At 40.2% G+C, this 14,507-nt stretch carries 17 protein-coding genes and 1 pseudogene; 6 read left to right on the top strand and 12 right to left on the bottom strand.

Annotated features, from left to right (window positions below):
* The first annotated feature begins 198 nt into the window (after positions 1-198).
* The 3 genes from ACWPW6_RS07025 (at position 199) to ACWPW6_RS07015 (ending at position 2,558) form a co-directional block, all read left to right on the top strand.
* Positions 199-657, top strand: a complete 459-nt coding sequence (locus ACWPW6_RS07025; RefSeq protein WP_154635754.1) for an XRE family transcriptional regulator — start codon at positions 199-201, stop codon at positions 655-657.
* A gap of 437 nt (positions 658-1,094) precedes the next feature.
* Positions 1,095-1,250, top strand: coding sequence for a hypothetical protein (locus tag ACWPW6_RS07020; protein ID WP_272657548.1), 156 nt, complete (start codon positions 1,095-1,097; stop codon positions 1,248-1,250).
* A gap of 312 nt (positions 1,251-1,562) precedes the next feature.
* Positions 1,563-2,558: a glycosyltransferase gene (locus ACWPW6_RS07015; RefSeq protein ID WP_257759834.1), complete on the top strand. Its 996-nt coding sequence runs from the start codon at positions 1,563-1,565 to the stop codon at positions 2,556-2,558.
* Positions 2,559-2,657: 99 nt separating this feature from the next.
* Here ACWPW6_RS07015 and ACWPW6_RS07010 read toward each other — a convergent pair whose 3' ends face one another.
* Positions 2,658-2,867, bottom strand: coding sequence for a gp53-like domain-containing protein (locus ACWPW6_RS07010; RefSeq protein WP_250000290.1), 210 nt, complete (start codon positions 2,865-2,867; stop codon positions 2,658-2,660).
* Positions 2,868-2,876: 9 nt separating this feature from the next.
* A complete protein-coding gene (locus ACWPW6_RS07005; RefSeq protein WP_336298894.1) occupies positions 2,877-3,437 on the bottom strand; it encodes a hypothetical protein in 561 nt (186 codons plus the stop codon).
* Here ACWPW6_RS07005 and ACWPW6_RS07000 point away from each other — a divergent pair.
* The 3 genes and pseudogenes from ACWPW6_RS07000 to ACWPW6_RS06990 form a co-directional block, all read left to right on the top strand.
* Positions 3,406-3,942, top strand: a pseudogene (locus tag ACWPW6_RS07000) (DNA polymerase I); the annotation flags it as partial. The gene ACWPW6_RS07005 and the pseudogene ACWPW6_RS07000 overlap by 32 nt on opposite strands.
* A gap of 132 nt (positions 3,943-4,074) precedes the next feature.
* The gene (locus ACWPW6_RS06995; RefSeq protein ID WP_154622134.1) at positions 4,075-4,293 is read left to right on the top strand and encodes an ANR family transcriptional regulator; all 219 of its coding nucleotides are present in this window, start codon (positions 4,075-4,077) and stop codon (positions 4,291-4,293) included.
* Positions 4,294-5,011: 718 nt separating this feature from the next.
* Positions 5,012-5,272 (top strand): YfhL family 4Fe-4S dicluster ferredoxin, encoded by a 261-nt coding sequence (locus ACWPW6_RS06990; RefSeq protein WP_154622133.1) that lies wholly within the window; start codon positions 5,012-5,014, stop codon positions 5,270-5,272.
* Positions 5,273-5,422: 150 nt separating this feature from the next.
* On the opposite strand, the gene acpS is transcribed toward ACWPW6_RS06990, so the two are convergent.
* The 10 genes from acpS to rseA form a co-directional block, all read right to left on the bottom strand.
* Positions 5,423-5,809: a holo-ACP synthase gene (acpS, locus tag ACWPW6_RS06985; RefSeq protein ID WP_154622132.1), complete on the bottom strand. Its 387-nt coding sequence runs from the start codon at positions 5,807-5,809 to the stop codon at positions 5,423-5,425.
* A complete protein-coding gene (gene pdxJ / locus ACWPW6_RS06980; RefSeq protein ID WP_154622131.1) occupies positions 5,809-6,540 on the bottom strand; it encodes a pyridoxine 5'-phosphate synthase in 732 nt (243 codons plus the stop codon). Before pdxJ ends, acpS begins: the two co-directional genes overlap by 1 nt.
* Before the next feature lie 213 nt (positions 6,541-6,753).
* The gene (gene recO, locus ACWPW6_RS06975) at positions 6,754-7,497 is read right to left on the bottom strand and encodes a DNA repair protein RecO (protein WP_257759819.1); all 744 of its coding nucleotides are present in this window, start codon (positions 7,495-7,497) and stop codon (positions 6,754-6,756) included.
* Complete coding sequence (gene era / locus ACWPW6_RS06970) at positions 7,497-8,405, bottom strand: GTPase Era (RefSeq protein WP_154622129.1); 909 nt, start codon at positions 8,403-8,405, stop codon at positions 7,497-7,499. Before era ends, recO begins: the two co-directional genes overlap by 1 nt.
* A complete protein-coding gene (rnc, locus tag ACWPW6_RS06965) occupies positions 8,402-9,082 on the bottom strand; it encodes a ribonuclease III (RefSeq protein WP_154622128.1) in 681 nt (226 codons plus the stop codon). The genes era and rnc overlap by 4 nt, the downstream gene beginning before the upstream one ends.
* A 268-nt stretch (positions 9,083-9,350) precedes the next feature.
* Positions 9,351-10,322, bottom strand: a complete 972-nt coding sequence (gene lepB / locus ACWPW6_RS06960) for a signal peptidase I (RefSeq protein WP_154624305.1) — start codon at positions 10,320-10,322, stop codon at positions 9,351-9,353.
* Between the two features lie 17 nt (positions 10,323-10,339).
* On the bottom strand, positions 10,340-12,136 hold the full coding sequence (gene lepA, locus ACWPW6_RS06955; protein ID WP_163863540.1) for a translation elongation factor 4: 1,797 nt from the start codon (positions 12,134-12,136) through the stop codon (positions 10,340-10,342).
* Positions 12,137-12,380: 244 nt separating this feature from the next.
* A complete protein-coding gene (rseC, locus tag ACWPW6_RS06950) occupies positions 12,381-12,842 on the bottom strand; it encodes a SoxR-reducing system protein RseC (protein WP_154624308.1) in 462 nt (153 codons plus the stop codon).
* A 9-nt stretch (positions 12,843-12,851) separates the two neighbouring features.
* Positions 12,852-13,796, bottom strand: a complete 945-nt coding sequence (gene rseB, locus ACWPW6_RS06945) for a sigma-E factor regulatory protein RseB (RefSeq protein ID WP_154624303.1) — start codon at positions 13,794-13,796, stop codon at positions 12,852-12,854.
* On the bottom strand, positions 13,796-14,422 hold the full coding sequence (rseA, locus tag ACWPW6_RS06940; RefSeq protein WP_154624302.1) for an anti-sigma-E factor RseA: 627 nt from the start codon (positions 14,420-14,422) through the stop codon (positions 13,796-13,798). Before rseA ends, rseB begins: the two co-directional genes overlap by 1 nt.
* Between the last annotated feature and the right edge of the window lie 85 nt (positions 14,423-14,507).

Genomic DNA, 14,507 nt, shown 5'->3' with positions numbered 1-14,507 from the left:
TAAGACCTTTGTGATTTTTTTCTTATTATTATCACAATCTTTCTGAGTTGTGAATATTTAATTCAACTCATTATTTGCTTATTAATTTCAAATGCTAAAACAAGCTAATAATAATCATTATTTTTAATTTTCTTTTATTTTCATACTATAAATGTGCTTAAGAAATATTTAACTCAACTAATAAATAAAGGATATGATATGGCACTTATTCAATCAGGTATCCAAGCCGGTATATTTGAACAATTTTATCCGACAACGCTTGTATATTCTGCTGCTAAAAAAGTCTTCTTCTTAGGTCATACGCCTCAAGAAAAAGCGTATTTTATTTATAGTGTAAATGATAAAGGAATTATTGATACAAGCGCACCTGTCCATAAAGGTAAATTAAACAGTTATCTCAGCAACCTTCAATATGTCCAAGACTTAACGCTGAACAAGCAATATATTTACGGTTATAACTTAGAAGAGAAAACGATTCAATTCTATTTAGTTCAGGATAATGGTAGCCTTGAAAATGTCTATGATTTCACCTTTAACGCGACTGGAATGCAAATTAGAACCGCCTCATTCTTTGTTATTAATGGTGTTTTGTATTACTACTACCAATACGAAAAATCAAAAAATTGGGAATCATTTAGTGTAGTTATCGTTAAATAAAATAAAGCGCTCGCACACTAGAATTAAGGATTGTTTTCAATCCTTAATTCTTTAATCCTGATCAAATTCACATCAACACTTTATTGTGTTTATTCATCTATATAAAACTTTCAATATATTTCTGAATTAAAATGTCAATTATTCTACTGCATAAAACAAACTATATTGTTCTTAATTGGATGGATATAATCACTACGCTATTAGACCTTCCCAAAATACTCCCTCTTTTATGATAAAAAGCACAAGCAAAAGCTAATCAATAAAACGGGTAATACACGACAAGAACAGATAATGAAAAGAATCGGTGAGTAATTCGCGCTATTAAGCTTACATATCGCGATAGGTTCATCACAATCACTCACTATCAACGACGCTAAAACAGATGATGGAAAAGAGAAGATAGGTCAAATATGGGAAGAGATCTAGCAAGATGACTCATGGGTGCCAGCATAAAAAATAATTGCAGAGAAAGTAATGTCGAGATCGTTCTTCGAATTACAGAAATGAAAGTTGGCGTTAATAGTCCTTATGACGTTCTTGTGTTAGAAATCACTTTTGCAGGTGGAGCCATCAACAAAGAAACACACAAATGAGAAGATATTGATAGGCAGCACAGCGTAGCTATTTATCTTGTGAGATTGTGGAACATATGTACGCTAAGACCGGAGAATATTTGGAAAAACGGATGATGGTTATCCTGAATCAGTAAAAAAATGCTTAATGTGATGGAAGGCTAGCGTTATGGTGGATTTTTGTTTTTAGCTCTTTATATTGTTTGCTATTATAGTTACATACGTAAACCTAATAGGTTGTCCACATACTATAGTTTTAATCTAAAACCCATCAATTGTAGACAATTGACTAAAAATCAGGAAGATAAATGATTTGCTTTGAAAATACCTTAAATAACAACGCGTTACAACGCGTTATTTTTTGGTAGTAGTTCAGACGAAAATACATCAGACTCTCTTCATGTTGCATATGGCGCCGACAAAAATTTTTTGTTTGGAACAGGTGTTTCCATTTGCTCAGTTTTGTTAAATAACAAGGATATGAGTTTTCATTTTCACATATTCACGGATATTTTGAGTGATAGAGATATTGAACTTTTTAAAGAAATTACAAATCTCTACAATACAAACATAACGCTATACACCTTAAATGTAGATGCCTTGAGAAGCCTTCCAACAAATAAAGAATGGTCTTATGCCATCTATTTTAGGCTCATTATAGCAGATTATTTCTATAACAAATGTGACAGAATTTTATACATGGATTCTGATGTTTTTTGTGCAGGAAGCATTAAAGAGCTAAAAAAATTAGATCTAACGTCTACACCAGTCGCCGCTGTCATGGATGTGAATGATTCATTCTCAATAGAAATGTCTGAATTATTTAATGCTGAAGGTATTAAAAAAGGATATTTTAACTCTGGTGTGATGCTAATAAATACTGAAGAATGGAAACGCAGACAGATAACAGAAAAGTCAATATCTGTTTTTACAGATAATAAATTATTATCTGTTATCAAGTATTATGATCAAGACGCACTAAATATTGCGATTAATGGTGATTGGTTAAAGCTAGATACTAACTTTAACCACAAAATAAACCTTAACGATAAGTATAAGAATAGAGCTGTCCGTATTGTTTCTCCCCCTGTATTAGTCCATTTTATTGGAGTAACTAAACCTTGGCATAGCTGGCCTAAGTATTACCATGAGGTTAATTACTTCTTGAATGCAAAAGAAAAATCGCCGTGGAAAAATATAAGTTTAATAACCCCCCAAAACATTACACACCGTAAATATGCATTTAAACACTTAAAATATTGTAAAGAATATTTACAAGCGTTCTATCAGTATATTTTATACGCTTATTTAAAAATACTTAGAAAATAGCACATTATTAAAAGAATAATTAACCATGTAAATTTCATGCTATTTCATTGTTAAATGGGTCTCTATGTTAAAGACCTACTTCTCAATTTATCTTAATTATTAATATCCTATTGCTATCCATGTAAAATGGAAATCCCACCAACTCCCTCTACCGTTGATGCCGATTGCAGAAAAGTAATCTTTAGTGAATTCCCTAACGTTGATTGCTTCATTTCCTGTGGCATTATTCATAGTTGCCGTAACAGAAAAACACGCATTAGGAAATTGTGTGGGAAACGTAAATTTTTTAAGCGTATCTTTTTGGGTCAAATCGGAACCCTACTGAATAATAATTCCAGTGCTAGCATCTTTCCACCAACCTCTAGCAGCCTTGCTCGCTGTATTTTTTCCTCCCATTGCACCAATTTTGTTATCAACTTCAGCCTTGGTATACGCCCCAACATCCCCTGCATTCAATGAGATATCAGCACTCAACGCTTTATTATTCACTTTACGGGTATTTGGCACACGCCCATTTGCGTTATTGTTTGCGTTTGTAGCATTCGTGTTAGCCGCATTTGCTGTGACTTGCGCATCTGTACCCATTTTTTTAGCGTCTGCTATCTTAGTGTCAGATTCCGCTTTCGTGTAAACACCGACATCGCTCGCTGTAATTGTGATATCTGCACTGAGTGGCTTATTGTTCACTTTGCGCGTATTTGGCACACGGTTATTTGCATTGCTGTTCGCTGCGTCAAATTTTGAGTTTACTGTGCTATTTGTCGCATAATCCCCCGAGGCCTGATAGCTCCCTTTAGGTTGATATCGTGTATCCCCTTCTGCTTTCGTGTAGCTTTCGCCTTTGACGGTGTTTATCACCTGTGACTCACTTAAGCGCATGTGGCGCAATGCACACCCCGAAACGGTCTCTTTCTGGTATGAATTGGAAAATACCGTGCGTCGGGCGATTGCTTCACCGAGGGTAACCTTTCCATGTCGTAAGCTTAAAATTAGACGGGATAAAGCATGGCTACGTATTGTTTTACCGTCAGGCCGCGCGGTTTGCTACCCCGCCCCACGTCATGATAACGGCCAAATCAGCTATATGGGGATTAATCCTTATAACCGCAAATGGCAACGTTTGAAAACCTATGGCGGGAAATTGGTAGAAAACGTAACCCAAGCCGCTGCCCGTGATATTCTCGCCAGTAACATGCCAATTATTGAAGATCACGGTTATGACATTGTACTCACCATTCACGATGAGGTGTTGACCGAGGCACTCGATACCCCTGCATTCAACCATGAACATTTATCCAAATTACTTGCCACCAACCCCGAATGGGCCTTAGACCTTCCGCTTAATGCCGGAGGCTTTGAGGCTTATCACTACAGGAAGGATTAAATTGTCCCGCTGACTACAATGACATTGGCTCCTATGCCGCCCAACGGTTACGCAATCTAATGCGTTGGTTGAACAACACACTTTATCTTCACTTTAATCTATCCATATCAATTTCATCTTTGAGAATCCTATATGACATTCATAAACAACGATAGCCCGTTGTATTTCCGCGCGGCTCGGGATGCGATTCGTCTTGAACAGGCAAAGAAATATTTTGAGGCTTCTAAAGCTTGGTCACAAGCCCATAGATTATCCCGATCACGAGATAACCAAATATGGAGCGAACGACGCTCTGACTTTTGCTTTATGCAAATTAAACGCGAACAGTATAAACTCGCGAGTCATAAGTAAAGTACATGAAAATGAACCAAAAATCGGTGGTATTGCTTATACATTGACGTCTCCTAATGGTCAAGATCCCCCCAGTAGGGGAGTATTCTGCCAGATGGTAACAACATGTTATGGAGTACAAAGCCCCAGTCAAAAGCCTCGCCCCCGATCAATGACGGGAACACGCGAGGCTTTTTATATTCGGGGTTCGCCACGTTATTTTGGGTTGCAACAATCTTGAAAGGATACAAAGAGAAAAACACAAGGTCGTCATAAGTACTGCCAGATAGATCGCTACAATAATGGAAAAATTTGATAGGAACCTCTTCGGCGAAAGAGAGAGTTGATTGATAGGAAATTGAGCGCTTTTTCGCCATGTCATCGACGCGGCTTATTGAGCTATTTTAAAATGCTTATACGACAGTGAGTTATGTGCATAACTTAGGTAATCCTCAATACGATAAAGCGTCAGTATGATCATCAGAATCGGGGCTTTTGCCCTTTTGTGATACGATAGTCGGCATGAGATTGCCTATTTATATCAACACATTAAGTATAAAGCTCACACATTCACTGTTTTTGAATCGATAAAAAGAATATGCGTTGCGGTTTTGTGTTATGAATTTAGGTTTTACAATGTAAAATAGACGGTATTAAATGGCAGCTCATCGCCAAAAATAACGAATACTGAAATAATATCACTCACTGACTTTAACTGAATACTATATAACCTATTGATATGGCACTATTAATTACCAAAAAATGCATCAATTGCGATATGTGTGAGCCTGAATGTCCTAATGATGCAATCTATATGGGCGATGAAATCTACGAGATCGACACAGATCTCTGTACTGAGTGTGTTGGCCATTATGATAAACCGACCTGTCAGTCCGTTTGTCCTATCACTAATACTATTATTACCGACCCTCAGCATATCGAAACCCAAGAACAACTGTGGGATAAATTTGTGATGATCCATCACGCTGATAAGATTTAATCAGTTTATACGTTTTGCCATTCGTCGCTAATAAACCAACCTATGACTATAACGAAATGAGATACCCCGCCGTAAACGGCGAGGCATCCTGTTTTGAATCGCGATTACCGCCTGAGAATTCCATTTATCAAAATGGCGTTTAAACGATTATCACGACAAACTTTCAATGATCACCGTCGCCACGGCATAATGACGCTCATCGGTAATAGAAACATGGATATGCGTCACTTTCATTCGTTGAGCCAACTGATTCGCCTCTCCGAGCAATGTAAGTTGTGGCTTGCCTAGGGCATCATTGCTGACTTCAAATTGATTAAATGCTAAGCCATTACGAATGCCAGTACCTAAAGCTTTAGCCGCCGCTTCTTTAACCGCAAAGCGCTTTGCCAGAAAACGCGCTGGTTGAGCTTGTTGCTGAAATTGCTTAAATTCATTTTCGGTTAATATACGCTTAGCCAAGCTATCGGCCGAACGCTTAATGACACCTTCAATCCGAGCAACTTCGACAATATCTGTACCTAGACCGATAATTGCCATTAGTCACGCGCTTCTCGTAGTAATTTCTTCATATCGGATACTGCATCGGCTAATCCACTGAACAATGCTCGACCAATGATCGCATGTCCGATATTCAGTTCATAAATTTCAGGCAATAACGCGATGCGTTGAACATTATGATAGGTTAACCCATGACCCGCATTAACTTTTAAACCTTTATTCGCCGCGTAAGTTACGCCATCACGAATACGACGATACTCAATTTCCTGTTCTTGCTCTGTTTTTGCATCTGCATATGCACCAGTATGAATTTCAATAAATGGCGCGCCTGCGGCTTGGGCTGCATCAATTTGTGCGTGGTCAGCATCGATAAATAGAGAGACTTGAATACCTGCTTCAGTGAGACGTTTCACTGCTTCTGTGATTTTTGGTAATTGGCCCGCCACATCTAATCCACCCTCGGTGGTCACTTCTTCACGTTTTTCAGGTACAAGACAACAAAAGGTCGGTTTAATACGGCATGCGATCGTCAGCATTTCCTCTGTCACTGCCATTTCAAGATTCATCCGCGTTTGGATAGTCTCTTTCAGCAATTCAATATCCCTATCAGTGATATGACGACGGTCTTCGCGTAAATGTACAGTAATGCCATCAGCGCCTGCTTGCTCAGCAACAAATGCCGCCTGAACAGGATCAGGATACTGGGTGCCCCGCGCATTTCTCACTGTCGCGATATGATCTATGTTGACACCTAACAAAAGCTCAGCCATTTTTCACTCCCTATAATTGATACGGTCAAATACGCACGAATGCCCCTATCCTACTGCAATTTAATATTTATTGGGAATAAATCTCTATCACTACGCGTACCTTTCCACATTTCGCTGTTTTTTTCTGCAATCTCTTATCGTTTGATAACGGTGAATAAAACTTGGAGGGTAAAACAGTCAACGGTGCACAATGCGGGATATGTGCAGATTCAATCAGGCTTTAGGGGGATGGGTAGGCGGAACTTTCACGAATTGCCTAAATAACTCACGACTTTTTAATGGCTTTCCGCCCAAATAAGGCTTTAACGCCATGCGTGTAAAACGTTTTGCCGCTTTTAGCGTATCACTGTCTGGAAACTCACGAGCGGCTAACGCTTTGAGCTGCCTCCCCGTGAAGCTTAATTGATCTATCACCAAACTACCGATAAACCCTTTTTCTTCGCGGTAACGATAAGTCATTGTATCTGCAACGGGTTCGCCACTGCCTGCACAATGAAGGAAATCAACTCCATAACCAAGGTAGGATAATAATACTAATTCAAATTGACGTAATGCCGATTCAGGTGTTTGTTCACTCGCGGCAAGTAATTGTAAACATGAAAGGTAGTCAAAGAATAACGCGGAATACGGTGTTCCAAACTCAATGACGCGCGAAACTAACTCATTGAGATATAAACCGCTATAAAGCACAGTACCCGATAATGGCAGCGAGAGTGAAATCGGATCCGCATGGGTTAACGTTTTGATTTCGCCTTTACCTCCCCAACGGATAAGTAATGGCGTAAAGGGCTGCAAGCAGCCCCTCAGCGGTGAACGATTACGGCGAGCACCTTTTGCTAACAGTCGAATTTTGCCTTCACCTTCAGTAAAAAAATCAATTAATAGGCTTGTTTCACTGAAAGGCCTAGAATGAAGCACAAATGCACGTTGCCAGCCCGCACTCACCGTTTCACCCATTATTTTAGGTCATCAACATAGCCTAAGCTGCGTAGCGCTCGTTCATCATCAGCCCAGCCAGCTTTAACTTTCACCCAAAGTTCAAGATGGACTTTGGTATCAAACAGTCTTTCCATATCGATACGGGCTTCTGTGCCGATCGTTTTGAGTTTACTGCCTTTATTCCCAATAACCATTTTCTTTTGGCCTTCACGTTCAACCAAAATAAGGCCATTGATATGATAACCGCCCTTTTCCATAACCTTGAATTGTTCGATTTCAACAGTGACAGAATAAGGTAATTCATCGCCCAAGAAACGCATTAATTTTTCACGGATGATTTCCGATGCCATAAAGCGTTGAGAACGGTCAGTAATATAGTCTTCTGGGAAATGGTGTTCAGCTTCAGGAATGTGTTGCTTGACAATTTTTGCAATTGTATCAACACCTTTGCCTTTTTCTGCACTAATTGGTACCACATCCAAAAAGTTCATTTTTTGGCTAACAAAACTAATATGCGGTAACAGAACCGTTTTATCCGTTACATTATCAATTTTATTGATCGCTAAAATGACTGGGCAGCGTAGACTTTTTAGCTTATTAAGCACCATTTCATCATCGTCGGTCCAGTTCGTGCCTTCAACAACGAAAATAACCAGCTCAACATCACCAATGGAGCTTGAAGCAGCTCGGTTCATCAAACGATTTATTGCCCGTTTCTCTTCAATATGCAGCCCTGGAGTATCCACATAGATGATTTGGTATTCCTCTTCAGTATGGATCCCCATAATACGGTGACGAGTCGTTTGGGGCTTTCTCGATGTAATCGAAACTTTTTGCCCTAACAACTGGTTTAATAACGTTGATTTGCCGACATTGGGTCGCCCAACAATAGCCACAAAGCCACAGTGGGGTTGTTTTTCACTCATTCAATCTCCAAAATTTTCAATGCTTGCTCCGCAGCGGCTTGTTCAGCTTTACGACGACTTGAACCAACACCATGAATAGGCTGTTCAATACCACTCACTTGACAGTGGATAGTAAACTCCTGATCATGAGCCTCACCTTTTACCTGAACAACCATATAATTAGGTAAAGGCAAATGACGCCCCTGTAGATATTCTTGTAATCTCGTTTTCGGGTCTTTTTGTTTATCGCCCGGGCTGATTTCATTCAACCTATTTTGATACCAATCTAGAATAATTCGTTCTATCGTTTGAATATCACTATCGAGAAAAATCCCGCCGATCAGTGCTTCAACTGTATCTGCGAGTATAGATTCACGGCGGAATCCGCCACTTTTTAATTCACCCGGTCCTAAACGTAAACATTCACCAAGCTCAAATTCACGAGCAATTTCCGCTAACGTGTTTCCACGAACTAACGTTGCTCTCATACGACTCATATCCCCTTCATCCACTTTAGGGAATCGATGATATAAATCATTGGCAATAACAAAACTTAAAATAGAATCGCCAAGGAATTCTAAGCGTTCATTATGTTTACTGCTCGCACTACGATGTGTAAGCGCCTGAATTAAAAGGTCGTGTTGATTAAACTTGTAACCAAGTTTTCGTTGTAATTGCTCAAGTAAAGAGGGGTTCATGCGCGCCCAGCCATTTTTCTGATTGACAAAAAAGCACACGCAACAGACCTGTAAGGAACAAAACTGTTGCGTTTGCACTGACTCTTAACGCTTTATCCTTAATTTTAAATAATAAATTTCAGCTAAAAATATAGCTAAATACTATTAATATGATTATAGGAGTTAATTAAGAAGCCAATAAATATTTAATTAAATTATATTGTACACTGAGAAAAACAATAATGCTTCGGTTTATACGGGTTTTCGTGCGAAAACCCGTATAACATGATTATGAACCTAGTGGTCCAATACGACTAAAACGAATACCGGTAGGCCACTCGTTTTCTTGTTTATCGAGGCTTAACCAAATAAACACCGCGCGACCAACAAGATTTTCTTCAGGAACAAAGCCCCACATACGGCTATCAGAACTGTTATCCCTGTTATCACCCATCATAAAATAATGTTTTTCAGGCACAATCCATTCATTTGGTGGCATATTCGGTTGAATATAACGCGATTCTGTTATTGCCTGACGAATAATCAATATCTGGTGCTCGACAGTATCAAGCTTTTCACTTCTTTGATATTGACGTAATGCATTACTTGGAACAGGTTGATCAACGGGGATTTCATAGTTCCCTTTTTGGCTCTCAACGACAGAATCAACATTGAAGAACATTGTCCATTCACTTGGCGCTAATGGGCCATATTTAATTGGCAATTGCTTGGTACAGTTATTGTCCGCACAATTCGGATAAATTGTCAGTTCCTTCGCATCTGGGTTATAAACAATTTTATCGCCGGGTAAACCAATCACACGTTTAACAAAGTCCACACTCGGATCCTTTGGATATTTAAATACTGCAATATCACCGCGAGAGGGTTTACCGGTTTCAATCAAGGTGGTTTGCGTTATTGGGTCTTTCAACCCATAAGCAAACTTTTCAACCAACATGAAATCCCCAACTAATAACGTTGGCATCATCGATCCAGATGGAATTTGAAATGGTTCGTAAATAAACGAACGAACCACCAAAACAATTGCTAAAACAGGAAAAATTGAAGATCCTGTTTCGACCCATGACGGACGGCGTACCACTTTCTCCATCTCGTCTTGAGTCAATGAGCCTTGACTCACTTCCTGTATATGTTTGAGCTTCTTCTTCCGCGCAGGCGAAAATTTAAAGCGATCTAAACACCAGATAATCCCCGTAATCACTGTTGCCAGTGTTAGGATCAAGGCAAAGGTGTTAGCCATTGAGACTCCTTGTAATTTTAGTTGTCTTTACCAACATGCAATATCGCCAAGAACGCTTCTTGAGGCAATTCAACATTACCGACTTGCTTCATACGTTTCTTACCTTCCTTTTGCTTCTGTAACAGTTTTTTCTTACGGCTAACGTCACCACCGTAACACTTAGCAAGCACGTTTTTACGTAATTGTTTAACTGTAGAACGAGCAATAATATGGTTACCGATCGCCGCTTGAATCGCGATATCAAACTGTTGACGAGGAATCAACTCCTTCATTTTTTCAACCAGTTCACGACCACGATACTGTGAATTTGCGCGGTGAGTAATCAATGCCAGTGCATCCACACGCTCACCGTTAATCATCACATCCACACGCACCATATCTGACGCTTGGAAACGCTTAAACGTATAATCTAAAGAAGCATAACCTCGGGAGGTAGACTTCAAACGATCGAAGAAATCTAGCACAACTTCTGACATTGGAATGTCATAGGTTAGCGATACCTGATTACCATGATAGACCATGTTTGTCTGAACGCCGCGTTTTTCAACACAAAGTGTAATCACGTTTCCGAGATACTCTTTCGGCATCAACATATGACATTCCGCGATCGGCTCACGCAGCTCTTCAATGTTATTCAGCGGTGGCAATTTAGCAGGGCTATCAACATACACAACCTCACCGTTCGTTTGTACAACTTCATAAACGACGGTTGGCGCCGTGGTGATCAGATCTAAATCATATTCACGCTCTAAACGCTCTTGGATGATCTCCATATGCAGTAAGCCGAGGAAACCACAACGGAAACCAAAACCTAGCGCACTCGACGTTTCTGGCTCATAGAATAATGAAGCATCATTTAAACTCAGTTTGCCCAGTGCATCACGGAATGCTTCATAATCATCTGAACTGACTGGGAATAAACCGGCATAAACTTGCGGCTTCACTTTTTTGAATCCAGGTAAGGCTTTTTCTGCTGGATGACGAGCACCTGTGAGCGTATCCCCTACTGGTGCACCGGTAATATCTTTAATCGCACAAACTAACCAGCCCACTTCACCGCAGCTTAATGAATCACGGTCGATTTGTTTAGGTGTGAAAATACCGAGTCGATCAGCGTTATATACCTGCCCAGTACTCATAACCTTAATTTTATCGCCCTTACGCAAGGTACCGTTTTTAATACGGATAAGCGATACAACACCTAAATAGTTATCAAACCATGAATCAATAATCAGGGCTTGCAGAGGTGCTTCAGAATCACCGACTGGAGCAGGAATTGATTGAACCAAACGTTCAATGACCTCTTGCACGCCGATACCGGTTTTCGCTGAACACCGCACTGCATCATGAGCATCAATGCCCACAATATCTTCAATCTCTTCCGCTACGCGTTCCGGATCTGCCGCTGGCAAGTCGATTTTGTTCAAGACTGGAACAACTTCGAGATCCATTTCAATCGCTGTATAGCAGTTAGCCAGTGTTTGGGCTTCAACCCCTTGCCCCGCATCAACAACCAACAGTGCGCCTTCACAAGCGGCTAACGAACGTGATACTTCATAAGAGAAGTCAACGTGGCCAGGCGTATCAATGAAGTTTAACTGATAGGTCTCCCCATCGGAGGCCTTATAATCAAGCGTCACACTTTGCGCTTTAATTGTAATTCCGCGTTCACGCTCTAAATCCATGGAGTCTAGAACTTGAGCCGCCATTTCTCTGTCCGTCAAACCACCACAAATTTGAATAATACGGTCAGATAACGTGGACTTACCATGGTCAATGTGAGCAATGATAGAAAAGTTTCTTATGTTATTGATTTTCAAGGTAATATCTTCTTTTAAATTGCCTACAAAATCAGCTCTGTATAAAAATATATCACAGAACTAAAATGCTATGATTATCACAAGATTGCTAATTAGCTGCATTTTACATAGAAGATCCCTGTAACACAAAGGTTCAATGTAAAACAACTGTAAACTATGCGGGTTTTAGCCTAATAATGGCAATGAATGGTACTTTAATGAAACAAAACCACCTGCAAATAACAGGTGGTTTAACTGATTAATCAACTTGAACTAAGCGTTCTTCTGGAGGCAAGCCTATTTGTAGGATAACAGGTTGAAACGCTGTCTCATCCCGCCAATAAGAGGCGATTTTTCGGGCCAAAAAGAATCCTAAAAACCCACCTATGACACCAGAAATCGCGACCCAAATTTGTTCCAAGCCTGCTAACTGTACTAACGCTGCAACGAAAAATAGGCCAATTAAGGGTGTCAAATACACTAACATCGCAGATCGAAGTAAACTCCCTTCAGGAATACCGACTTCAACTTTCTGCCCCACAACTAAAGGTTGTTGTATTTCAACCTCTAATTGATGTTCAGTATTTGGTCCTATCTTACTCAATGCATACGAACCACAAGCCCCACGTGCACTACAGCTACCACACCCGGAAGAAGCCCCATAACGCAATAATGCCCTTCCTTGGTGCCAACGAATAACTGTTGCCCACTCTTTTACCATCATTTACTCCTAAAAACGAATGCTCGCAGCGACTTGCTGTGCCGTTAACAACGGCAATTCGCCTATTATGGTAATCACATTTTGTTTCTGAGTCATTGTATAAATTGTGCGGCGACCATTTTGAATAGGTTGCTCTAAAGGTTGCCCTTGTTCGGCCTTAGTGACATTCACAGAAAAGGTGAACAAGCCATCACTAAATAATGCGCTTTCAACCTCATCATTCTGTGCGAGACTACGCTTTGAACGTGAAATTTCTTCAAATCCTGGGGGTAAAAAACCCACGCGCCATTTAAATGACGGGCTCGTATTTTGAGGAGAGACTAATAATGGTGGTAAATTAATTTTACTTAAATTCACCAAAGAGTCATTTACCGCTTTACTATCTAACACGGTCGAGATCACGCGAAATTGTTCTAACGTTTGATTATTGTTATTAAGAAGATCAACTCGTAGGGGTAACTTGTTCTCTTCATCAATTAACAACACATAATTAAAGCGTGAGTTATCTTTAGAGATAATACGAATAACTAACGACGGCTTATCACCAATATGTGTGCGTCCTGCATCGATAAAATTATAGTATGGCTTAATTTTGTCGTAATCAGCGAACAGCACTGAAGGCAAGTTATCGACAATGTGTTTGCCATTCAAACTAAAGGCATCGAAACCGGGTTCGAAATAACTAATTCGCTCGCCCTTTTGAACAATCTCACGCCGCGTCGAATCCATTTGGATCATCTGAGATATCGGCACATTATTGATGAGTCCATGGCGGTAGCGAACAGGAACGATACTTCTCGGGCTAAAAGACATGAATGACATTTCGTAGGAAAGATTCTGGGCAGCACTTCCCATCTCTTTAAAGAGAACTTCGGCATCTTGTTGAGATGCCGAAGCTTGATTAGCAATAATCAGGCTGCCCGCCAGGCAGATGACGGATAACCACTTATTCATTAGTGCTGTTTAACTCCAGCCGATACCGCTGCTTTATCATCATTTTCATGATATTGCTGATTTAGCATGGAGCGTCTTTCAATTTCATATTGCTGAAGCATTGCATTAACACGCTGATTTTGTTGCTCAACTTGTTGCATTTGTTGCTCGTTACCAAAAAGTTGGCCATCAGAGAAATTTAGGCTTACAGGTGCGCCAGCCCCAACAGGAATAGTGTTAAACACGGGTTCATCAATCATCGACTCATCGGAGTTACTTTGGTTATATTGTTGCACACCAACGATGACGGCAAGAGACACACATGCTGCAACACCAATTTGGGTGATTTGGCTAGCCCATGGGCGAACCTTCTGCCAAAACGGCATACTTCCCCATGTTGCCGGCTCAGGCTGTGACTCAACAACTCCCTGAGGATTAAATTGCACAACTTCATTCTCTAATGCTGCGGCGACCTTACCTGCTATGTCAAAATTCATGACATCAGGGGTGTCGTTACGCAGAGTATCACGAATAAGATGATAGCTCTCCCAACGTTTTTGTAACGTTGAATCACATGAGATAGCGTTAATCAGTTCTACATCTAGAACTTCGCCATCCATCATTGCGGAAAGTTTCTCTCTTTGCATGCCCGAATACCTTCAGTTAATTGCATCACAATTACAGTTTAATACCCTGATTTCGCTATATTGCACGGTGTTGTATTCCAAAAAT

This window comes from Providencia sp. Marseille-Q8014 (genome assembly GCF_965112055.1).
Note: the sequence above shows the minus strand (reverse complement) of the source record. Positions and strands in the feature narration are given on the sequence as shown.

Bases quoted from the DNA above. Each gene is read 5' to 3' on its own strand.
- ACWPW6_RS07025 (WP_154635754.1), top strand. From the start codon at position 199: ATGGCACTTATTCAATCAGGTATCCAAGCCGGTATATTTGAACAATTT.
- ACWPW6_RS07020 (WP_272657548.1), top strand. From the start codon at position 1,095: ATGGGTGCCAGCATAAAAAATAATTGCAGAGAAAGTAATGTCGAGATC.
- ACWPW6_RS07005 (WP_336298894.1), bottom strand. From the start codon at position 3,437: ATGCGCTTAAGTGAGTCACAGGTGATAAACACCGTCAAAGGCGAAAGC.
- ACWPW6_RS06995 (WP_154622134.1), top strand. From the start codon at position 4,075: ATGACATTCATAAACAACGATAGCCCGTTGTATTTCCGCGCGGCTCGG.
- ACWPW6_RS06990 (WP_154622133.1), top strand. From the start codon at position 5,012: ATGGCACTATTAATTACCAAAAAATGCATCAATTGCGATATGTGTGAG.
- acpS (WP_154622132.1), bottom strand. From the start codon at position 5,809: ATGGCAATTATCGGTCTAGGTACAGATATTGTCGAAGTTGCTCGGATT.
- pdxJ (WP_154622131.1), bottom strand. From the start codon at position 6,540: ATGGCTGAGCTTTTGTTAGGTGTCAACATAGATCATATCGCGACAGTG.
- recO (WP_257759819.1), bottom strand. From the start codon at position 7,497: ATGGGTGAAACGGTGAGTGCGGGCTGGCAACGTGCATTTGTGCTTCAT.
- era (WP_154622129.1), bottom strand. From the start codon at position 8,405: ATGAGTGAAAAACAACCCCACTGTGGCTTTGTGGCTATTGTTGGGCGA.
- rnc (WP_154622128.1), bottom strand. From the start codon at position 9,082: ATGAACCCCTCTTTACTTGAGCAATTACAACGAAAACTTGGTTACAAG.
- lepB (WP_154624305.1), bottom strand. From the start codon at position 10,322: ATGGCTAACACCTTTGCCTTGATCCTAACACTGGCAACAGTGATTACG.
- rseC (WP_154624308.1), bottom strand. From the start codon at position 12,842: ATGGTAAAAGAGTGGGCAACAGTTATTCGTTGGCACCAAGGAAGGGCA.
- rseB (WP_154624303.1), bottom strand. From the start codon at position 13,796: ATGAATAAGTGGTTATCCGTCATCTGCCTGGCGGGCAGCCTGATTATT.
- rseA (WP_154624302.1), bottom strand. From the start codon at position 14,422: ATGCAAAGAGAGAAACTTTCCGCAATGATGGATGGCGAAGTTCTAGAT.